This is a genomic window from Chryseobacterium fluminis, assembly GCF_026314945.1.
In the GTDB taxonomy this organism is placed as follows: domain Bacteria; phylum Bacteroidota; class Bacteroidia; order Flavobacteriales; family Weeksellaceae; genus Chryseobacterium; species Chryseobacterium fluminis.
The window spans coordinates 1,263,868-1,285,387 of record NZ_CP111121.1; the positions used below are offsets into that span (position 1 = coordinate 1,263,868).

The 21,520-nt window shown below is 32.7% G+C and carries 17 protein-coding genes; all 17 read right to left on the reverse strand.

Translation table 11 applies throughout. The features are described from left to right. Positions 1-98: 98 nt before the first annotated feature. On the reverse strand, positions 99-842 hold the full coding sequence (locus tag ODZ84_RS05860) for a fatty acid desaturase (protein WP_266176055.1): 744 nt from the start codon (positions 840-842) through the stop codon (positions 99-101). Between the two features lie 1,157 nt (positions 843-1,999). Next, complete coding sequence (locus ODZ84_RS05865; RefSeq protein ID WP_266176056.1) at positions 2,000-3,076, reverse strand: hypothetical protein; 1,077 nt, start codon at positions 3,074-3,076, stop codon at positions 2,000-2,002. Between the two features lie 191 nt (positions 3,077-3,267). Then, positions 3,268-3,312 carry a bacteriocin-like protein gene (locus ODZ84_RS23610; protein ID WP_408612432.1) on the reverse strand — a complete coding sequence of 15 codons (45 nt, stop codon included), beginning with the start codon at positions 3,310-3,312 and terminating at the stop codon, positions 3,268-3,270. Between the two features lie 278 nt (positions 3,313-3,590). Continuing rightward, a complete protein-coding gene (locus ODZ84_RS05870; RefSeq protein WP_266176057.1) occupies positions 3,591-3,815 on the reverse strand; it encodes a hypothetical protein in 225 nt (74 codons plus the stop codon). A gap of 76 nt (positions 3,816-3,891) precedes the next feature. Continuing rightward, the gene (locus ODZ84_RS05875) at positions 3,892-4,956 is read right to left on the reverse strand and encodes a carboxymuconolactone decarboxylase family protein (protein ID WP_266176058.1); all 1,065 of its coding nucleotides are present in this window, start codon (positions 4,954-4,956) and stop codon (positions 3,892-3,894) included. Positions 4,957-4,962: 6 nt separating this feature from the next. Continuing rightward, entirely contained in the window at positions 4,963-5,472 is a 510-nt protein-coding gene (locus ODZ84_RS05880) for a cupin domain-containing protein (protein ID WP_266176059.1), read from the reverse strand. 150 nt (positions 5,473-5,622) lie between these two features. Beyond that, a complete protein-coding gene (locus tag ODZ84_RS05885) occupies positions 5,623-6,372 on the reverse strand; it encodes an SDR family NAD(P)-dependent oxidoreductase (RefSeq protein ID WP_266176060.1) in 750 nt (249 codons plus the stop codon). Between the two features lie 38 nt (positions 6,373-6,410). Beyond that, entirely contained in the window at positions 6,411-7,595 is a 1,185-nt protein-coding gene (locus tag ODZ84_RS05890) for an NAD(P)-dependent alcohol dehydrogenase (protein ID WP_266176061.1), read from the reverse strand. Positions 7,596-7,602: 7 nt separating this feature from the next. Further along, positions 7,603-8,658, reverse strand: coding sequence for an alpha/beta hydrolase (locus ODZ84_RS05895; protein ID WP_266176062.1), 1,056 nt, complete (start codon positions 8,656-8,658; stop codon positions 7,603-7,605). A 45-nt stretch (positions 8,659-8,703) separates the two neighbouring features. Beyond that, a complete protein-coding gene (locus ODZ84_RS05900) occupies positions 8,704-9,900 on the reverse strand; it encodes an MFS transporter (RefSeq protein WP_266176063.1) in 1,197 nt (398 codons plus the stop codon). 82 nt (positions 9,901-9,982) lie between these two features. After that, the gene (locus ODZ84_RS05905) at positions 9,983-10,858 is read right to left on the reverse strand and encodes a helix-turn-helix domain-containing protein (protein ID WP_266176064.1); all 876 of its coding nucleotides are present in this window, start codon (positions 10,856-10,858) and stop codon (positions 9,983-9,985) included. A 527-nt stretch (positions 10,859-11,385) separates the two neighbouring features. Beyond that, a complete protein-coding gene (locus ODZ84_RS23615; protein ID WP_408612397.1) occupies positions 11,386-11,553 on the reverse strand; it encodes a transposase in 168 nt (55 codons plus the stop codon). A gap of 446 nt (positions 11,554-11,999) precedes the next feature. Continuing rightward, complete coding sequence (locus ODZ84_RS05910) at positions 12,000-13,940, reverse strand: alpha/beta fold hydrolase (protein WP_266176065.1); 1,941 nt, start codon at positions 13,938-13,940, stop codon at positions 12,000-12,002. A gap of 7 nt (positions 13,941-13,947) precedes the next feature. Further along, positions 13,948-14,526 (reverse strand): 4'-phosphopantetheinyl transferase family protein, encoded by a 579-nt coding sequence (locus ODZ84_RS05915; RefSeq protein WP_266176066.1) that lies wholly within the window; start codon positions 14,524-14,526, stop codon positions 13,948-13,950. A gap of 78 nt (positions 14,527-14,604) precedes the next feature. Continuing rightward, on the reverse strand, positions 14,605-19,056 hold the full coding sequence (locus tag ODZ84_RS05920; RefSeq protein ID WP_266176067.1) for an amino acid adenylation domain-containing protein: 4,452 nt from the start codon (positions 19,054-19,056) through the stop codon (positions 14,605-14,607). A 54-nt stretch (positions 19,057-19,110) separates the two neighbouring features. Further along, the gene (locus ODZ84_RS05925) at positions 19,111-20,622 is read right to left on the reverse strand and encodes a cyclic peptide export ABC transporter (RefSeq protein ID WP_266176068.1); all 1,512 of its coding nucleotides are present in this window, start codon (positions 20,620-20,622) and stop codon (positions 19,111-19,113) included. A gap of 139 nt (positions 20,623-20,761) precedes the next feature. Continuing rightward, positions 20,762-21,469 (reverse strand): thioesterase II family protein, encoded by a 708-nt coding sequence (locus ODZ84_RS05930; RefSeq protein WP_266176069.1) that lies wholly within the window; start codon positions 21,467-21,469, stop codon positions 20,762-20,764. Positions 21,470-21,520 lie beyond the last annotated feature (51 nt).

Here is a 21,520-nt window from a genome sequence, read left to right on the forward strand (position 1 = left end):
ATACCTCTTCCGCAATTAATATTAAAAAATCTTTCTTTCAGATTAAATATCCTTTTAAGCAAGAATAGATAGAGAAAAATTTAATCGAATAATTATGGTTAAATAAAATCTGTTGATTGATATTTTATTTTGATTATCTTAAGTTTCTGCAAAAAAACCATTGTCTGAAATCCCATGTCCCACTCAAACCACTTCGTTGCATTATTAGGTCTATGCGGATGCTTATGATGATTATTGTGATAGGCTTCGCCCCAGAAAATAAAATCAAATGGCAAAATATTCTTTGAAGTATTTGTTAACTTATAGTTTTCATAACCAAATTTGTGTGCCCACCAATTTACTGCCATTCCCTGTAGAGAACCCATTATTACAGTCACTGGTAAAAAAAGCCATTGCCACCAAGCTGTTGCCAATAAAGCATAAATAATTATATATGCAGCAATCCAACAAAATCTTGTAATATAATTGTGTGCTATTTTATCAAACCTCTCCCATTCCGGAAGATTCTTTTTGTATTTTTCTGCGGCATCTGTTTTTCCTATATAAAGGTTAAAATAGTTATTTCGTGTCGTCCACATCATCACAAAAGGATTAGGATCGTTGTGAGGTGAATGCGGATCTTCGCTTTTATCTGTATGTGCATGATGCAAACGGTGCATTAGACCATACGTGTAAGCACTGATGTAAGAGGAACCCTGAGTAAAAAAACAGCCCAGGTAAAACATCTTTTCCCAAAATTTTGACATTGTGAAAAGATTGTGCGCAGCATAACGATGGTGAAAAACCGACTGAAAAAAAAGAGATGAATACCAATGAATTAGTATAAAAATGAATATTTCCATAAGTTTTAAATTAAAGTGAATAATTATCGTAGAAGTATTACGGAAGGTAAAGAAAAAATTATGCTTTATTGATTAGCCACTATTCACACGAAAATTAATTTTCATTCTGCAATATCTTCTATAAGGTACAACCATTTTGTGAATTTGGTTTGATTTTCTTTCAAATATTTATAAAAAGAATAGAAAATAAAAATATTGTGTCTCTTTACTCATCAATATAAATTTACATTCTATCACTTTCAAACTTTCTTTATTTTGCAAATAAAATGGTTTATGTAATGTTTCATGAGACACATACCCGGTTTAATTATAGAAATTCATTATCAATATTAGTCATATTTTTTAAAATCTCAGTCAAAATGTGAAAGACGATCGAAGTAAAACCAAGTCAATTATATCAACTTCTATTGTTTTATATGTTTAAGATTATATTACAAAAACTCTACAACTATAAGAAATCAAATGCTAATTCGTAATAGCCAATTCTTGTTTAATTTGGCTCAAACGAACCAAATCATCTATAAAAGTGTTTGAAGATACGCTCGTCTTGGTCACAAACGCAATATACTTTTTTAAAGAGAATTGCAAAAATACAGGAATAATAAGCATTTACGGTTAAAAAGGAGTAATCCCAAAACTATAGATTTTGCTTATTATTCCTTTTTTTGTCACTAAGCTTGACACTAAATGTTTTTTCAGTAACAAAAATGGCCGGTTAAAATTAATTTTTTAACTATGCTTGCAAACTCACTTTATTCATCGGCTTTTTATGCTCCAATAATAAAAGCTATGAAACACTCATTTTTTTTAAAGACCGATTATAAAAATAAAGATGGAAAATATCCTCTTTACTTAAATCTTTATATACATGGTCAAAGAAAAGGATTCCGGTTGACATCATTTTCTTGGATCATGAACAAAAGTTGGGGACTATGCAAAAAGTTGAGCGAGTCTGAAGAGGAAAAAGCTTTGTCTCTTACTCCCCGAAGCTGTAATCTGAAGTAAATCACTAATAACCTTAACAATAGACAACAAGGAAGGATAGCTTGAGTGGCTTTTTAAACGTTTGTTTAATCCAGAAGTGTTAATTTTTACGTTACTATTGATGTTTTGTAAATAGAATAAAATATTTTGAACATCTTTTGGGCATATAGGAATTATTTTTTTAAGTTATTAGGTGCCATTTTGAGATTTTTTATTTGATTTTGAATATTGAGTGGCAAGGCATGAATTTTAATATTTTCATTCCAAAATAAAGTATCATAGTAACTTTTATCCTTATCTACTTTAGTATTTGTTTTTTGCGGAACCGTAACATTGTTGAAATTAACATTATCAATAAATATTTCATTAATTGTTTCCTCAATATTATCTTTAACTAAACACTTTTGACTATCAAAAACATAAGAAACATGTCTTGAATTTCCTTCACCTTCCCATTTTTCTAAATTATAAAATTGTCCTGTTGCTTTCCATAAAAGAACTTTAAATGCTTCATCTTTTTCAAAAGATATATTTTTTTGTACTTCTTTGATTAAATGGTTTTTATCATATAATATTCTCCCTCTTTTACTAAAAACATCATTTTTATTTTTAGAGTATAATATTGAGGTACTGTCATTTAATTTTTCGAGCTTAAAATATTTATTGTTGTTATAAATATTAGCTTTATCATTTTTAGGTATTTTGTAATACAAATATCCATCACCTAAAGAAATTATTCCTTTTGCTTTATCTTTATAATCATCTTTTTTTAAAGTTCTGTAATTCTCTATATTTGTTTCTGTAGTTTTTTTTGAAGAATTAGGAATATAATACGAGATTAACCCATCATTGTATTTAACAAGTTCATTATTTATCAATTTCCAACTTCTAAAATAGCCATGCAATACGAAATAGTCTCCTTTTTTGTTACCAGATATTACTATTGGCTCTATCTCGTGAACCTTATCTAAGGAAATTGTAATTGGGATTTTATCGATTGAATATTGTTGTGAAGCATAATTTCGATGATAAAATGTAACATTATTAATTCCATTCTTTGTGACTTCACTTAGATTAAATGTAAAAATTCCATTTTCATCTGTAAATCCAATCTGGCTTCCAGAATCTGAAAGCACCTGAATTTCTGATATAGGTCTCTTATTACCTGAATCTAATACCTTTGTTGTTATTGACTGGCTTAAAATGATAATTGGAAATAAAAAAAGAATTAATAGATAAGTATTTAACATATACATATTATTTATAAAAAAAGAGGCTGTTATCAGCCTCTAAATTGTTTTGAATTTTTTCAAGGATTAGTTTAATTCATCAACTGAACTTGCAGCTCTACAAGCATCCCAATATTGAGGTGCATAGTAGATTGAGATTGCCAAGGCCAATGAAAAGCTCTTGTCATACATCTGAACCAGCTAAGTCCACCTTAATCCTTTAATTCAGTTCTTGACATTTTCTTGAAATTGTTCATTTTTTATTTTGAATAATGTTATAATTAATAGTAAGACAAATCTAAATGGTATTTTAATAATTGTCAAATTTTATTTTCAAATTAATAAATAAAATACCCGTTTTTCTAACATTTATAATTTTTTAATACTATTTTTTATTTTTAATACAATTTTTAATTTATTTTTTTTAACAAATCATCATTTTTTTAAAAATTATTCCAATATTTTTCAGATAAATTATATTTTTTATCTATATGTATGACAAATTCTTCAAATTCAAATTTATTCAAGCCATTATTTATAAGATAATCACCATAAAGAGAGTTTTAATTTTCTTATAAAACTCTTGTATCTGTGCATATGTAGGCTTTGTAGTCTTTTTAATACTTTGTTTTAATAAAAAATCAACTAAACCTCCAGATGCTCCACCTGAGCTAATACTTAACAAATTTAACTGTCCCTCATAGGGGTTACGTGGAGCAAAAGAAGAGGGAATATTATTTTTAGGTTGAGTTTCTGCCATAGGTTTTTCAAACCAGCTTGTTTATCATAACAACAATATTTTATTTTCGAACCCTGCATTGAAATATGGTCTAATACTAATTTATCTTTTCAAAAATCTTAGCCATCATCTCTTTATCCAGACTTTCCATATCTATTAATTTCAGAGATTTCACCATTTTTAAGGTCGAAGTTTTGTACTTCAAAAAATGCGGTGTCTGCAAATGAAACTGATACGCTTCTTTGTCCGCATAGATTTCCACAATCCTTACCTCAGCCGGATTTTCCTTTTGATACATCGGAAAAATGGCAATCACGCCTTTCTCCAGTTGAACTGATGCAGAAGTTTCTTCTTTCAGAATCGAATGGTATTCTTCTAAAAATTCAGGGTCAATTTCAATCTCGGAAATACGAACTATCATATCGTTTTCGATAACCGGAACAACCGGCTTTCCGATCATTTTCCGAACCATATTTGCCTGAGATTTATTAACAAATTCCTGAATCAAATCAGCCAATTCACCTAATTGATTTTCAGTGATTCCCATATTCTTTCCCATATTGATATGCGACTGCAATTGCCCTTCTACTCCATCCAAAGAAGCCAAAGCCGAAATCGTCACCAGTTCTCTTTGCTGATAAGTGAGAACATCACTCACAAAAATATCGGCAAATAAATGTTCTTTTAGAAAAGCGTCAATTCTTGGAGAAAATTCGCCAAAACCTGGTGCTGGTTTGGTTTGTGGAGTGTTCGTCAATATCTCTAACGTTTTTCTGCCTTGTTCATATTTATCGGCAACCTTATTTTCAGTGATATTCTTTTTTCCTTCGATATCATTAATTCCTTTCGCTTTTCTTTCGTCTAAAACGGTTTTAAAAGTATTAATCGCATTGAGACTTCTCGGAAAACCGCAATACGCATACAGTTGAACTAACGCTTCCTCGATTTCATTAATTGTCAAACCCGAATCTAATCCAGCATTCAACTGAACTTTCAAATTTTCAAGATTCCCAGTTGCCGTGAGTGAAGAAATCTTTACCAGATTGTGCTCTTTAGTATTCAGATTCTGATTGGTTTTATTTTGCTGTGCATTCATTTTTGTCATACTTAAGGTGAGAACAAAAAGAATCATCCATTGCAGAAACTTGTTTTTGCTCTTCATAGAAAATTAATTTTTGTTGGCTTCAGCAAATTCTTCATCAGAGACAGCTTCCAGCCAGGTATTTTGATTAGTTTGTGGATTACCGTTTGTGGCTAAATGTGCGAACCAATTTTCAGCAGTCGCACCGTGCCAATGCTCAACATTCGGAGCAATTTCCACGATGTCACCCACTTTTAAACGACGGGCAGGTTTTCCTCTTTCCTGATACAAACCTTCGCCACCCACAACAATCAGAAGTTGTCCGCCGGTGTGGCTGTGCCAATTGTTGCGACAACCCGGTTCAAATGTGACATTGGAAACGGGCACATTTAATTCTTTATTGCTTGTAAGAGGCGCCAAATAGGATTTACCAATAAAATATTGTGCGTAAGCCGTATTTTCTTCACCTGTTGGAAAATCACTTATTTTAGGAATATCTGTATTCATTTTCTTAGATTTTATTTTGTTTGAATTTACTTTATTTTGTGCGATTACCGTTGGACTGAACGCTAAAAGAATGATGATTAAATGTTTCATTGTTTTTAATGGAATTTACTCAAAATCAGCGCTATCACAAGTTCCGACAATACGATTATTTTTTGTTATATCAATTACGGAATTACTTACCATTTTTACTGATTTAAAGGGATAAACAGATAAGGGCTTGCCGAAACAAACCCTTTAATTTTATGTAATGCTGATTCCGCCATCCACAGAAATCGGCTGACCGATAATGTAGCTGGAAGCCGGACTGAAAAGCCAAAGCACCGTTTCTGCCACTTCGCTCGCTTTGCCTAATCTTTTTATTGGCGCCCAATCTTTAGAAGCACTTTCGTCAAGGTCGCCCAACGAAAACATTTCTTCAACCATGGGTGTTTCTATAGTTCCCGGACAAACCGCATTGATTCTGATTCCTTCAGAAGCATATTCTACCGCTGCACTTTTCGTCAGTCCTAAAACACCGTGCTTTGTGGCGTGATAAGCCGCTCTTCCTGCTCCTGCAATCAGTTCGCCGATAGAAGAATTGTTGACAATCGCACCGCTTCCCTGTTTCTGCATTTGCAGAAGCTCATATTTCATCGTTAGGAAGGTTCCTTTCAGATTGATGCCCATTACCTTATCATATTCTTCTTCGGGTAAATCTGCAAGTTTGGAAGGTCTCGGCTGAATTCCCGCATTGTTGAATGCCGCATCCAGTCTCCCATATTTTTCGACCACAAAATTGATAGCTGCTTCAACATCTTTCGCCAAAGAAACATCGCATTTCACCGCAGAAGCTTCGCCTCCAATAGCTTTGATTTTTTCTACTGTTTTTTGTGCTGCTTCTTCATTAATATCGGCTACAACTACTTTCGCACCTCTTTCGGCCGCCATAACCGCAACAGCTTCTCCCATTCCCATCGCACCGCCGGTTACGAATATTACTTGATTTTCCATTTTTATTTTTGATTTTGTATTTTAAATTTTATTTGAACCTAAAAAGTTGTCGCATCAATCACATATCGGTAACGCGCTTCTTTATTCACCACTTTGTCCCACGCATCGTTGATTTCGCTGGCTTTAATGATTTCTATCTGTGGGTAAATTTTATTTTCTGCACAGTAATCCATCACTTCCTGAGTTTCAGGAATTCCGCCAATCAGCGAACCGTTAAAGTTGACACGATTGAAAATCATATTGAAATTATTAATCGTCAATTCCCCGTTAATCGGTTGTCCGACCTGTGTAAAATAACCGTATTTCTTCACGCAATCGATGTAAGGCGACATATCATAAGCGTAGGGAACCGTCGAAATCATAAAATCTAATTTGCCTTTGTAAGACTTTAAATCTTCTGCCGATTTCACAATGATCACTTCTTTCGCACCGAAACTTTTAATGTCGTTTACTTTTGAAGCCGAAGTAGTAAAAGCGTAAACTTCAGCTCCTTTAGAAACCGCCAATTTCACGGCAAGATGTCCCAAACCACCAATTCCAATCACGCCAATTTTATCGCCTTTTCTGAAATTGATTTTCATCATAGGTGAATAGGTGGTAATTCCTGCACAAAGCAATGGTGCAGCGTATTTCAGGTCAATACTTTCAGGAATTTTAATAGCAAAATATTCTGTTACCACAATGTTGCTGGAATAGCCACCCTGCGTAATTCCGGAAGGCGATGTTTTATCCGGTGCGCCGTAGGTCCCCACCATTCCTGTAGTTTCACAATGATGCTCTTCGCCGTTTTTACAGCTTTCACATTTCATACAACTATCGACCATGCAACCGACCCCTGCTTTGTCACCGACTTTAAATTTGGTAACATTTTTACCTACAGCCGTTACAATTCCTGCAATTTCGTGACCCGGAACCTGAGGATAAACCTGTTTTCCCCAATGCCCTCTGATGGTATGGATATCCGAATGACAGATTCCTGAATATTTAATTTCAATTAAAATATCGTTGTCTCCCACGGCTCTGCGTTCAAAATTCCAACTTTCCAGTTTTCCGTTTTCGCCTTTTCCGGCGTAGCCTCTTGATTTTATATTTTTACTCCTATTTTTTGATTGATTATTTTGTGCTAAAATGTCGAAAGGATTCAGCAGCATTAAGCCCGCACCAGCCAAAGCCGTCTGCTGAATAAAGTTTCTTCTTGAATTTTGATTGTTGTTTTCTTCCATATAAGTATTATTTCAAATTGGTTTTAAAGAAATTATCCAACTTTTCAAAAGGAATCACATCTACTTTATCATACAAATCCACGTGAACCGCATTGGGAATAATCATTAATTCTTTCGGTTCATTGGCTACCTTAAAAATATCTTCAGAAAAATATCTTGAGTGTGCATTTTCACCTGCAATCAACAACATTGGTCTTGGCGAAATTTCTTTTACATAACTTAGAATTGGCATATTCATAAATGAGATCGGATTGGTTAGCAACCACGCTCCGTTTGAGTTTAAAGAACGCTCGTGAAAACCTCTTGGCGTTCTGTAATAATCGAAATATTCTTTTACAAACTGAGATTCGCTTCCTGTTAATTTTTCCGGTAAGTTTCTAGCTCCTTTTGCGGGATTTCCAGCTTCAGCATCTTTCCAACGTTGCTGGCTCAAATCTTCTAAAGTTTTGGTTCTTTGCTCGGGCGTTACAGTATCATTATATCCTCTAGACATTACTCTCGTCATATCGTACAAACTTGTTGTCGCAACAGCTTTTACCCGTTTATCAGCTGCAGTTGCATTCAAAGCAAAACCTCCAAATCCACAGATTCCGATGATTCCGATTTTGTTTCTGTCTACATTTTTCTGTAATCCTAAGAAATCAATTGCAGCGCTGAAATCTTCTGTGTTAATTTCCGGTGAAGCTAAATTTCTTGGCTCTCCACTGCTCTCACCTGTATAAGAAGGGTCAAAAGCGATAACGGCAAAACCTCTCTTCGCCATTTGATTGGCATACAAACCTGATGATTGTTCTTTTACCGCTCCGAAAGGTCCGCTGATGGCCAAGGCTGCCAGTTTCTCGTTTCCTGCATTTTTGGGAAGATATAAATCTCCGGAAAGCGTTATTCCGTAACGGTTTTTGAAGGTAACTGCTTTTCGGGTTACTTTATTGCTGAGTTGAAAAGTATAATGCTCGTTTTGTTCTATTGTTTCCATTTTTTTTGAATTTGATTTTTTATCTTGTGCGAAAGATTTTCCGACAATTGTCAGGAAAAGCACGATAAATAGAATTGTTTTTTTCATTTTAATATTTGTTTTAATTATTAATCTATTATTGTTGAGTGAAATTTACAATGTCGCCGACTTTAGTTTTAATTCAGTCTGTTTATCAAAAATTTCTCGAACCAGCATCGTTAAAACTGCCAATATTCCAAATCCGGCACCTACCCACGGAATAGAAGAAATTCCCAGGTTTGCAATAAACCATCCGCCGACAAGGGTTCCTGTTGAAACACCAAGATTTCCGAAAGAAGACTGAAGGCTGTTGGCAAATTCCGGAGCTTCCGGCGCGGCATCAATCATATAAGAAATGGCGGTTAAGAATGCCGGACCGTACATTATTCCCCAGATTCCGGCCACAAAAAGTTGCACATAAAAAATTTCACCCGAAAACTGTAAAATCACCGGAAGCAATATAGTTCCTGATAAGAAAAATGCGGTAGTGCGGACAATATTCTTTGACAATAATCTTCCGGCTGACCAATTGGCTACCACTCCGGCTACACCGAAAAGTAAAAGCATATAACTCACTTCTTGTCCACTCATCATTTTCACTTTTCCTAAATAATCTGCAAAATAACTGTAAGTTGAAAACCAAGCCGAAATCAATAGCACATTAAAGACAATGCTGATCATAAATCGCGGTTTTTTCAGAATCAACAATTGACTTCCATAGGACAGTTTCTTTTGTACCGGCATTGCTGGAATGAAGGTAAAAATACCAGCCAAAGCAATCAGTGAAATAATCCCCTGAATCACAAAACTAATTTGCCATCCGTAAAGACTCGACATATAGGTACTGAATGGAATAACAGTCACTTGCGCCAAGGCAATCCCACCTATTACAATTCCCATTAATTTATGCTGTTCCTCTTTCGATGCCGAACGGATAATTGTTCCAACCGCTGCCGAAAAAAAGACGGGTTGTAAGACTGCAGGAAAAATTCGAAATAGAACCAAAAGCCAAAAAGGCGGGGCAAATGCGGAAACAATATTGGATATTAGAAAAAGAAAAATTGCCCAAAGCATCATTTTTTTCCTATCTATCCCAGATGTTAAAAGAACCAAAAACGGTCCGATAAGGAAGATGGTCAAAGCAAAAGCACTGAGTAATAATCCAGCGGTGTCAATTCCAATATCGTAATGTAAGGCTACCTGTGGTAATACCCCAATAATTCCAAACTCGGTACTGATGATACTGACCGCACCAAGACAGCCTGCGTACGCTATTTTTTCAATTCCAATTCCGCTATTTTTACTCTCCATATAACATCTCATTAGTATTGAGCAAAGTTACTTTCGGATCGTTTTTAAATGATAACGATATTCAAACAAAAAATTAAGAAATTCAAACTTCTGCTAAACGAAAAGCTTTTGGATTAGTTCCTGTTTGCTTTTTAAAGAAATTATTAAAGTAAGTCGGATAATCGAATCCAAGTGAATAAGCGATTTCGGAAATACTCCAGTCTGTATGTTGTAAAAGAGCTTTAGCCTCCGTGATGATACGCTCTGTAATGTGTGTAGTTGTAGATTTTCCTGTGATTTCTTTTACGGCACGATTCAGATAATTAATATGAACATTCAGATAGTGAGCGTAATGTTGAGCCGTTTTTAATTTTAAAGGGGTATCAGTAGTTTCAATCGGAAATTGTCTTTCTAATAATTCTAAGAAAACTGAAGTTAATCTGGAAGAAGCATTTTTATTTCGTTCAAAGTTTTCTTCCGGTTCAAGCTTTAGAGATTCGTGAATAATCAAACTGATGTAGTTTCTAATCAACTCATCTTTATACACATAATCACTTTCCTGTTCATCAATCATTTTTTGGAAAATGGTATTGAGAAAAGTTCGTTGCTCTTCTGTAATTTTTAAAACAGGAGTTCCGCCAATCTTAAAGAATGATGATTGTTGCAAACTCTCCGAACGTTCGGAATTTTTAAAGAAATCTTCTGAAAAAAGAATGGTATACCCTACATAAGTTGTCGAAATCGTTTCCCAAGAGTAAGGAATATGCGGATTTCCGAAAAAGAGAACCGTTCCTTCCTGTTCGAAAGTTTTATCAGAATAATGAATTTTACTTCTACCGGTCGTCAAACAGATTTTATAGAATTCTTTTCTGCTGTACGTTCTGGTTTCAGCACCATCTTGTTCAATCTGAAATGCTTTAAAACCCTGAAGTTTTAATTCACTATTAAATTCCGAAACGACTCTGATTATCTTTTCCATTGTACAAAATTAAGAAATTCAAACTTAGAAAAATTAAATTTTACAGAAATTTATTCAGTTGTGAAAATGAAATTCCCGTAGCGGTTTCTTCATCGATTTTTACGGTATGTTGTCCGTTTAAGGTAAATACTTTTTACTTGATTGACTTGGCTGTTGAAATTCTTTTCCATATCTGCTCTTCCCGAAACGCTGAAAATCAAGTTTTAACCCATATACACATTGTCAGTTAAGTCTGATGCGAATAAATCCATCACCTGCGGGATTTTTTCTCATCGACTAAGTAAGCGTAATTATCAATCAAGTTTCTTTAATCTTCTTTTGTTTTTAAAATTTCTAAAGTCATAATTCTTTTAAAGTAAATTTTGAAATTACTTTTTGTAATTCTTGTTTAATTTGGCTCAGCCGAACCAAATCATCTATAAAAGTATTTGAAGGTACGTTTGTTAAGTCACTTAAAGAGACAACTATCAAATAATGATCTCTCTTTTTACACATAAATTCTCTTTATCAACTTTATCGGATCATGATCAAAAGTTGAGGGATGGAAAGTAAATTATTCTGAACAAGAGAAGTACTTTGTCTTTTACTCCCCGAAGCTGTAATCTGAAGTTGTTAATTTTAGCATTAAAGGATTCTGCCGAAGCGTTGGTACTTCTTCTGTCGAAAAAGTTTAAGATGTTGCTGTAATGATTCATTATTGTTTTTCCTTAAAACTGAGAATGATTTAAAACCTGATGTTTCAACAGCTCTGAACCAATGCGCTAACTTTGTCATGGCAGTAGATTTGGGAATATTCTGATTGTACATCTTTCTTGATCCATCCGATAACCCATAAGCCTGCCTTAAATCAGGATATTCTGTAAATAAGATCTTTCCAGTAACAAAATTCAGTTCGTTCTGTAATTCAAAATCTTCGCAATTTCAGCTGACCTGAAACTTAAAACCCCGATTTTAGCTAAAAAGCTAAATTTCGGGGTTAATTTTATTTAAACAGATGGATTAATTTACTAATATCAACAGATTGTATATTTAACAAATATACCTATGTACATCAATGAGTCAGTTCTGACCATATTTTTAAAATCATATCTGATCAACGCAAATTAAGAATAGTATCAAACTCTGTATACTGTTTAATTTTTTAATAAAAAAATCCCCAATATTGAAAATAAATACCAATTAAAATAAGTGAAAATAATACTGTCGCCATTAAACTAGGGTTTGAAATTGATTTTACTCTTAGAATAAAGTACAGTACTGAAGTTATTATAAATCCAATAAATATCCATTGAAGGGTAAATAAATACATAAACTTATTGGCTACTCCAAAAGCCAATATATATAAATTTATTTGTGCCGTATCGGATACTGCGGTGATTAATCCACCAATAGTAAAAAGTCCTATTAAAGCAGTTATTATAATCAATATTTTCATTTGCTTATTGGCGTTACTATCATCTCTTCTTCTTATCAAATAAAACAGAAAACCAAATATTGAAATAATAAGAATAGCAACTGCAATAATCAATGGTGCAAAAAATAAGATTTTAAATTCATTCAAACTATTTGCAAATTTAGAGACACCACCATTTATTTTTATATCAGTAATAAAATCTACTTTTGTGTCTGACTGCAGATCATGAAGATCAGGGGTTTTATCCGGGTCACTTATAAATTTATTTACAATTTGTGCTCCGGCACTCGAAAAACTAGAACTGTGGCCTGATACCGGAGCTTCTGCTAAAAATCCTTTTTTAAATTTTCTGACAGTAGCTTCACCGTTTTCTATCGGTGTAATCGGATCAAATTTTCCAGAAAAAACTAAAACCGGAGCAGATAAATTTGACAAATCTGATAAATCATTATAAAAATTTTCTTTTTTTGTGATCCCAGAATTCCATTTGTCACAAACGAGGAAATCAGATCTGTAAAAAGACAACCCTCCTTCTAATTTATTATATTTACCCGCATTTTTATCAAAATCAGAAATTGAATTGAAAGGAATTGCTTCATTACAACTTACGCAGTAATAAGCTCCATAATCAAGACTTAAAGCTCCTGAGAATGAACTTACCAATGCGCTTAAAGCGCTTTTATTTCCATTTTTAAACTGAGTAATTAACAAGGGCAACATCGGTATCAACTTTTTCTGGTAGAGGGATTGTTGAATCGCAACTTTAAAATCTTCAGCATTATAAGTAAAATTTCCTGTTGGAATTATTTTTTTATCTACTTTAACGGTAATCGGGGTTTTATCTAATTTTGCTATTGTACCATAGTAGGCTGCTTCTAAATTAGGATATTGTTTATTACAATGAGGATTATTTTCACAATCTTTAAAAACTTTTTCAAGACTATTCATATAATTTTTAGTATTAAGATTATAATACTGCGAAATATCTGAAATGGGAGAATCCAGAGTTAATGATTTTATATCCTGGGGAAAATCATTTGCATATACCTGAGCTGTATAAGTTCCGTAAGAAACAGCATAAACATTCCAGTTTTCGTACTTTAACAGGGTTTTTAAAGCGTTTAGATCTTTAGCAATCGCTTTACTATTATAAGCATTAATATCAATATTTCTATTGATTAGATCTTCTTTACAAAGCATTGCAGCCACCGCTTTTTGTTGCTCATCTTGTTTCTTGCCTTGATTTTTTGCCAATATTTCTAAGAAGCTTTTTCCTAAGTCCGGGCAAAATTTAGGAAATGAAAAACCGGTTCCTCTGACGTCTATAAAGACAATATCATTTTTTTCTCGTAATGGATGACTAAACCATCCTGAAATACCTTTTATTCCTCCTGCACCCGGCCCTCCTTGTAAGAATACGATTGGATTTGAACTTCCCTTATTTTTGGTACTTTTTAGTACTGCAACTGCAATCTTAATTTTCTTTCCATCGGGCTTTTCCCAATTTTCAGGAACTGTTAAATATTTCCATTCAATCTTTTCTGTATTGATTTTTTTACTGTCAGGAAAAAATGAAGTTGTTTTTTCGAGTTTTAAATTACTGGTTTGCGCAAGTATAAAACATGGCAGCATACATAGCAATAAAAAGAGTCTTTTTGTATTTATCATTTTAAATTCAATTATTCGGGTTATAGTTTTTTATAATTATCTCATCCATATTTATTTTAGAAGAGATATAACATTTATAGTTTTTGTTGATTGTTACTTCTTTTAAGTAAAAAGTCTGATCATTAATTTGAGCAGAGTTATCCTGAATTTCAAAGGATTTCAAGGGTAATGACAATCCATGACCATATGCTTTTATGACCGCTTCTTTTTGTGTCCAGTATTTGAAAAAAGCGTCTGTTTTATCATTAGAAGTGCTTAGAGCATTCCACTCTCTTTCTGTCATTTGAGATTGAAAATCCTGAAGATCGATGTTAGTAATCAATTCAATATCGATTCCTATCTGATGCTCTTCACTTAATGCACAAACCACAATTTCTCCTGAATGCGAAATATTAAATTCAACCAAATTATCATCAAAATAAGGTTTGTTGTACATGGTATATTTTATTTCTCTGTTATCACAGTTTTGCATTTTTAATTCTTCAATTCCTTTAAAAAGCATTACTCTTCCTAAAAGTGAACATTGTGCATCCTGCCATCTTCGAAATCCCTTAATCTTATTCTGAAAGTCAGCTGGAAATTTCACCAGGCTATTTTGCAGTAAATCTTCATGATTTTTTTCCGACAAATAAGTGTAATATAGCTGTATCACAACATTTTTTATTTAAAAGTTAAATTTAAAGTCAAAATTAAAGTCAAAATTAAAATCAGCATTTTTTTCAATATCAGATCTAATATCTAATGATCTTACTTTCTCAGATGTGTTTTTTATTATTTCTATTAGAATTTTATTATATTTTTCGGCAATAAAACGAATAGTTTCTTCTTCAAAAAAATCACAGGTATAGTCAATGTTTCCTTTGAGCTTGTTCTCATTCTCAAACAAATTAAAGACAATAGGCATTCGGCTAAATTTACTTTTAACCGGATAAGATGTTAATTTTAATTCATCTTCCAAAGTGATCTCATCAAAACTAAATTCAGGATTTTGGTATACAAATAAGACATCAAAAATAGATTTGGAAATTTTATCAAAAGGGAAATCCTGATAATCGCTTATCGTTAACAGGTTATTTTGAGTAAGCTTTAACAAATCTGTAATTACAGCATCTGATGAAATTTGCGTTCTCAATATAAGTGTCTTAGCGAACATCCCTATCTGATTATTTAATCCGGCAATATTTCTTCCTGAATGAACTGTTCCAATACAAATATCTGTATGGCTAGATATTCTGTAAATCAATACATTGAATACAGATAGCAAAAGACTATAGAAAGTAATTCCTTCTTTAACAGCCAAATCTTTTAAAGCTAAAGTAACTTCTGAGCTTATTTCAAATGAATAATCTGAGCCATTTCGCTGATTTTGCTTTGGATAAAAATCTTTATAAAATGTATCTTTAGGTAAATAGTTTTCAAGATATCTATTCCAAAAGGATTCATTTTCAGCTTGATTTAACCCGATTATTTTATTAAACCATTCTGAATAATCTTTGAATTGAAATGTCAATTGATCTTCATCCTGTAATGGAAGAAAACTGGTTTCTCTATAATTTTGTATGAATTCATTTACAAAAATTTCCAGAGATAAGCCATCCATTATAATATGATGGGTATTGAACAACAGGATGGTTTGATCTGCTTCTTTTAATAAATATGTTCTAATCAAAAAATCTTCCTGAAAATTGAATGCCCTATTGTTTAGCTGATGAATTATTTTATTTGTTTCTTCTTCCTGTACTTCTATAACAGGAACGGTTACATGGATACCATTGTAGTGCGTTTTTTGGTAGGGTGTACCATTTACTTCTACAAAACCCGTTCTTAAGATTTCATACTTTTCTACTATTTTGTTTATTGCTTTTTCAACTTTATCCACATCAATAATTCCTTCTATTTTATAGGCCATAACCATGTTGTAAGCAATTGAACTATTTTCGTCCTGAGATGCTAACCAAATATTATACTGAGTGGGTGTCAGCTCGTAAAGTTCCTTGTTATCATCCAGCGGAATAACTACAGCTTGATTGGGTTTAAGTCTTTCCAAATGCTTTGCCAACAATTTGATTGTAGGATTATCAAAAATTGTTTTTAATGTGATTTCATATAAAAGATGTTTAGCTATTAATCCTGTAAGTCTCACAGCGTTCAGAGAATGTCCGCCAAGGGCAAAAAAATTATCATTTACACTAATATTATCCCTGTTTAATACCTCTTCCCAATATTTTAACAGTGTTTTTTCAAGTTTAGAATCTGCATTTTTAAAATCACCTTTTGTCTGTATGATATTCCTTTGCGTCAAATTCTTTCTGTCAATTTTTTGATTTGGAGTTAATGGAAATTCTTCTAATGGAATAATCACATTGGGTATCATATAGTAGGGCAGGTTCATCTGTAAATGAGCCATAATCTTTTCAAGATCTATTTCTTCTTCATCTTTTAAAACATACGCTGCCAGAAAAGCTTCCTGTAGGTCTTCTTTTTTTGCAATAACAACGGCTGCTTTTATCCCATTGATTTGATTTAACTGAGTCTCTATATCTCCCAGTTCAATTCGATAACCTCTGATTTTAACCTGACTGTCATTGCGACCTGAAAAAACAATTTCTCCCTTTTCATTCCATTTTCCCACATCTCCCGTTTCGTACAATAAGGTTCCTGAGTTAAAAGGATTGACAATAAACTTTTCCTTTGTCAGTTCCTGATTCTTATAATATCCCTTTGCAAGCCCATCTCCTGCTATATAAATTGCACCGGCAATATTGACAGGCATCGGATTTAAATAGGGATCGAGAATATAGAACCGGGTATTATGGATTGGTGTTCCAATGTTTGAAGCATCTTCCGCAGATTCTATTTTTTTCATGCTGGACCATATTGTAGTTTCTGTAGGACCGTACATATTCCAGACTTCTGAGCTTTTATCAATCAAATCAACAGCTAATGCTTCACTTAATAAATCTCCTCCACACAGTATTTTCAATCTTTTATCCCCTTGCCAGTCTGCATTAAAAAGCATTTGATAAAAACTTGGTGTAGCCTGAATGATGGTGGGTTTTACTTCCTCAATTCTTTTTATAATTAAATTGGGATCGGCTAAAACATGTTTATCCGCTACATATAAAAGAGCTCCTGAAATCAAGGGTACAAAGAACTCTAATATTGAAATATCAAACGAATAGGTGGTTACTGAAAAAAATAGATCATTAACATCTACTCCCGGAGACCTCTGAATACTTGTCAGGAAATTAACCAATGACTGATGTCCAATTTCAACGCCTTTAGGGTTTCCCGTAGAACCTGAGGTATAAATTATATACGCAGTATCTTGCGGTAAAATGGCTCTGGTGACAACACCTTTAAAATCATTTATTTCTTCGAGAATATTTTCTAATTCCAATACAGTTACATTATCCTCCAGATTATCCAGACCATAATTCTTGTGAGTAAAAAGCAGTTGACTCTGGCTATTTGCTATAATATAACGTAATCTGTCTTTTGGAAATGCCGGATCTAACGGAATATAGGGTCTTCCGGATTTTAATATTCCCAATAAAACAACGACCAAATTTGCGGATCTTTCCAATAAAACAGCAATGGGAGATGGGCCTTTATCGCCATAAACCGTAATGAGATGCTCTGCTATCCGGCCCGATAAAATATCGAGTTCAGAATACGAATAGGACCTGTTCCCGTCTCTTAATGCTCCTTTACCAGGAGTTTTAAATACCTGGGCCTGAAATAGGCTGACTACTGTTTGTTCTTTGGGATAATGTACTTCTGTGTTATTAAAATTTATTAGTATTTGATTTAGTTCTTCTTCTGATAAATAATTTAATTCTCTTAATTTTTTTTCAGGGCTTTTTATAACCTCATCAATCAAAGCTTCAAAATGATTGACAATAGTGGTTATTCCGTAATTATCAAAATAATTCAGATTATAATCAAAATCGATTTTCACATCTTTTGATTCATCAAATTCTCTTATGTATAATGCTAAAGCCACTCGCTCTGACTGATGGCTTAAAGGAATTACTTCTGTAACTGTATTTTGAAAATCATTAGAATAATTCTGTTTTTCATAAGACAGCGTTATACTGAATAATCTTTCTTTTTCTTGAAATAATTGAAGCTCCTGAATAAGTTTACCTAAAGGAAATCTTTGATAGCGATAATCTTTTCGTAATTGATTTTTCAGATCTTTAGTCAACTGTTCAATTGTTTCATTAAAATCAATTTTCATCCTTAAAGGAGAAATTCCCATAAAAAGGCCCACAGTTTTTTTATATTTTGATTTACTTCTGTTTAAAACCGGTAGACCAATTGCAAAATCATTATTTTGATGCTTTCTTCCAAAATACGTATAGATTAAAGCGAGGATCAGATGAAAAGTTGTACAATTGTAATTGTCTGCTAACTGAATCAATTCATTATAAGTTTCTCTTTTAATGATTAATTCTTTTCGACTGCTTTTATTTATTTGACCTGAATCCTGTATTTTACTGAATAAATTTTCAGGCAGGACTTTAAATTTGTCCTTCCAATATGTTTTGTCTTCCATAAAAGATTCTGAATCGGTATATGCAGCGTCATCTTCCATAAAATCTTTATATGTAAAAGAATATTCTGTTTGTACCCCTCCAAATTCACAGATCTCATTATAGTTTTGAACCAGGCGCTGAAACATCAGCGAAGTTCCCCAGCCGTCTGTAATAATATGATGATAAACTGAAAACAAATAATAAAAGCCATCGTTTACCTTTACTAAGGTAAAAACGTGCAAAAGACTTTCTCCAAATAAATCAAAGGGTTTGGAAAATTCTTCCTGCATATATAAGTTTGCTGTTTCATAAGCGGTTTCACTATCAGAAAAATCTATAAATCCTAATTCTGAATTGTGAATATCTACGATTTTCAACCGGATATTTTCCTGATCTCTAACCAGCTTTGTTCTATAAGCATCGTGTTGATTAATAAGCTCATGATATGCCTTTTGAAATGCATCAATATTGATATGTCCTTTAATTTCAATTTTGGCTCCGATATTATAAATGGGCTCGTTAGGATATAGTAACTGTTCAAAATAAATATCCTGCTGCGGTAAGGTTAGTTTCATAATAATAGAATTATAAGGTTAGAAATTCTACTGAATAGAAATATTCGTTAATTATTAATTGTACCATAAACTCTCGCTGTTTGATACTTCTTCTTTTACATCAAAATCTTTTACGATTTGTCCGTAATCAAATTTAATTATTCGGTCAGCATGCTTAAAATAAGCATCATCATGAGTTACTGCAACAATTGTTTTTCCTTCATTTTTAAGTTTGGGCAGCAAATTTTCGTAAAAATACTTTCTAAAATGAGGATCCTGATCTGCGGCCCACTCATCTAGCACTAAAATTGGTTTATTTTCAAGGAGAGCAAAAATCAAAGACATTCTTTTACTTTGTCCTTTAGAGAAATTTCTTCTTGCCGAGCCTTCTTTATCATCCAGAATAATTTTATCCAGCTCCATGACTTCTAACAATTCCTGGTATCTTTTATTATTTTCAAGGGAGTAATTGTCGTAGTTATTAGAATAGATATAATTATCCGTAAAAACTGCAGAAATTAGATTCTGAACCGGATTTTCCCTGTCTACAATCTGATTATCTAAAATTAAGCTTCCTACAGTTGGTTTATACAAACCGGTTAAAATATTAATAAAAGTACTTTTCCCGCTTCCGTTTCCGCCAATAACGAATATGGTTTCTCCTTTTTGTATGGAAAGATCGACGGGACCCAAGCTAAATGAATTTTCTAAAGTATTTTTTTGGTAACTGAAGTGAATATTTTCAAATTCAAGCTTGTTAAAATCAATGTTGTTCCCGATATTATTTTCTGCTTCTACAAGATTTTCATCACTAATTTCAAAGTCATTCAAAAATTCTTTAATTCTTTTTCTTCCTACAAATAGTCTGGTATAGACCCGTTGCATATTAATTAAATTATTAATCGGCCCTGATATGAACATTAAAATCATTACATAAGTAATCACATCTTCTTTTTTTAAAAGATCGAATAAAGGAAGGAAAAAAAGAATTGTCCCAATGATTAAGTATAAGCCGTACTGGCTGATTAGGTTTATCGATAAAAACACAAAATTAATGTTGAAATCCAGATCTTTGGCTGATCTTCTATTGGGCACCAGAAATTTATCCATCAAATTTTCACTTCTGTGTGAGCTTAATTTCAATCCTTTAAATCCTTTTATTACATCTTCAACATATTTATAATAAGATTCATTGTATTTTCTTAATTTATCTACCAGCGGAGCCATTTTATTAATCACAAAGAAATAAATAAATGCCACTACAATTATCAGCGCAACCACAACGAATGCAGAAGGGACAGATAGTGTAAAGAGATAGACTAAACACAATATCAACATTAGCAAAGAATTAAAGGTATGGGTTACAATTTCCGGAAAAGATGAGAAAACCCTTAAATCTTCAATAGTGGTATAAAATCTTTGTGAACCGAGCCTTTCCAACGTAATCAGAGGAGCCTTTAAAATTTTATAAAAAATTAGTTCTTCATTTTTATAGAGTATACCATAAGTAAGTTTATTGAGCCATTTTTGAAAATTTATATTTAATAAATAAGTGTATATGATAGCTGCGGCAAAGACTATTCCCATGTAATCATTTTGGAATTCAGCTTTACCTGACACTGTACTGTTGATTATATATATAATTCCGAAACTCAAAACGGTATTTGAAAGAGCATAAAAAACTATATATATTAATTCTTTAATTTTTAATTTGAACATAAATAAATTATTTAATAATTGCGTTAGTAGAATAGCCCTCAATTACCTTTACCAATCCCTGAGCATGTTCATTGATAAAAAAATGATTCCCTTTAAATATTTTAAACTGAAAATCAGCATTTGTGAAATTTTTCCAATTTTCTATTCTGTCACAAGTTTCTTCTTCATCTCCCATTAATCCGTGTAATGATGTATTTAATCTGATTTTTTTTTCTGAAAAATCATCATTTTCAAGCACTTCAAAATCAGCTCTTATTATTGGACTAAAGAATTCATATAGCTCATCATTTTCAAGTACTTCATCCGGAATTCCACCTAATTCTCTTAATACAATTTTGAATTCAGCATCTTCTAACAGATAGCGTTTAGTATTATCTTCTTTTGGTATTCCCGGTCCCGGATTACCAGAAACTATTAAAGCTTCCGGCCGATCACCGTTTTTTTCCATCTTTTCTACTACAGACAATCCCAAGGTTGCCCCCATACTATGGCCAAAAATTAAATAGGGATTACTATTTCTCAAGGTTTTAATCTGGGTGACATAATCTTCGATGGCTTCTTTTTTGTTCTTTAGCAGTCGTTCACTAAATCGTTTTCCTCTTCCAGGCAATTCTAGAGGAATAAACTCAATATTAGGTTTTATGTATTTCTTAAGAAAATCAAAGGAATAGACACTTCCTCCTGCAAAATGGAGTAAGAATAATTGATATTTCATGGTTTTTTTATTATAATTAGTATTCGGTACCAGGGGATATTTGATAAGCTT

Excerpts from the sequence above, each read along its gene's own strand:
- ODZ84_RS23615 (WP_408612397.1), bottom strand. The coding sequence starts at position 11,553 with ATGAATCATTACAGCAACATCTTAAACTTTTTCGACAGAAGAAGTACC.
- ODZ84_RS05860 (WP_266176055.1), bottom strand. The coding sequence starts at position 842 with ATGGAAATATTCATTTTTATACTAATTCATTGGTATTCATCTCTTTTT.
- ODZ84_RS05885 (WP_266176060.1), bottom strand. The coding sequence starts at position 6,372 with ATGGAAAATCAAGTAATATTCGTAACCGGCGGTGCGATGGGAATGGGA.
- ODZ84_RS05895 (WP_266176062.1), bottom strand. The coding sequence starts at position 8,658 with ATGAAAAAAACAATTCTATTTATCGTGCTTTTCCTGACAATTGTCGGA.
- ODZ84_RS05875 (WP_266176058.1), bottom strand. The coding sequence starts at position 4,956 with ATGAAGAGCAAAAACAAGTTTCTGCAATGGATGATTCTTTTTGTTCTC.
- ODZ84_RS05870 (WP_266176057.1), bottom strand. The coding sequence starts at position 3,815 with ATGGCAGAAACTCAACCTAAAAATAATATTCCCTCTTCTTTTGCTCCA.
- ODZ84_RS05930 (WP_266176069.1), bottom strand. The coding sequence starts at position 21,469 with ATGAAATATCAATTATTCTTACTCCATTTTGCAGGAGGAAGTGTCTAT.
- ODZ84_RS05865 (WP_266176056.1), bottom strand. The coding sequence starts at position 3,076 with ATGTTAAATACTTATCTATTAATTCTTTTTTTATTTCCAATTATCATT.
- ODZ84_RS05925 (WP_266176068.1), bottom strand. The coding sequence starts at position 20,622 with ATGGGAATAGTCTTTGCCGCAGCTATCATATACACTTATTTATTAAAT.
- ODZ84_RS05920 (WP_266176067.1), bottom strand. The coding sequence starts at position 19,056 with ATGAAACTAACCTTACCGCAGCAGGATATTTATTTTGAACAGTTACTA.
- ODZ84_RS05890 (WP_266176061.1), bottom strand. The coding sequence starts at position 7,595 with ATGGAAGAAAACAACAATCAAAATTCAAGAAGAAACTTTATTCAGCAG.
- ODZ84_RS05910 (WP_266176065.1), bottom strand. The coding sequence starts at position 13,940 with ATGATAAATACAAAAAGACTCTTTTTATTGCTATGTATGCTGCCATGT.
- ODZ84_RS05900 (WP_266176063.1), bottom strand. The coding sequence starts at position 9,900 with ATGGAGAGTAAAAATAGCGGAATTGGAATTGAAAAAATAGCGTACGCA.
- ODZ84_RS05880 (WP_266176059.1), bottom strand. The coding sequence starts at position 5,472 with ATGAAACATTTAATCATCATTCTTTTAGCGTTCAGTCCAACGGTAATC.
- ODZ84_RS05905 (WP_266176064.1), bottom strand. The coding sequence starts at position 10,858 with ATGGAAAAGATAATCAGAGTCGTTTCGGAATTTAATAGTGAATTAAAA.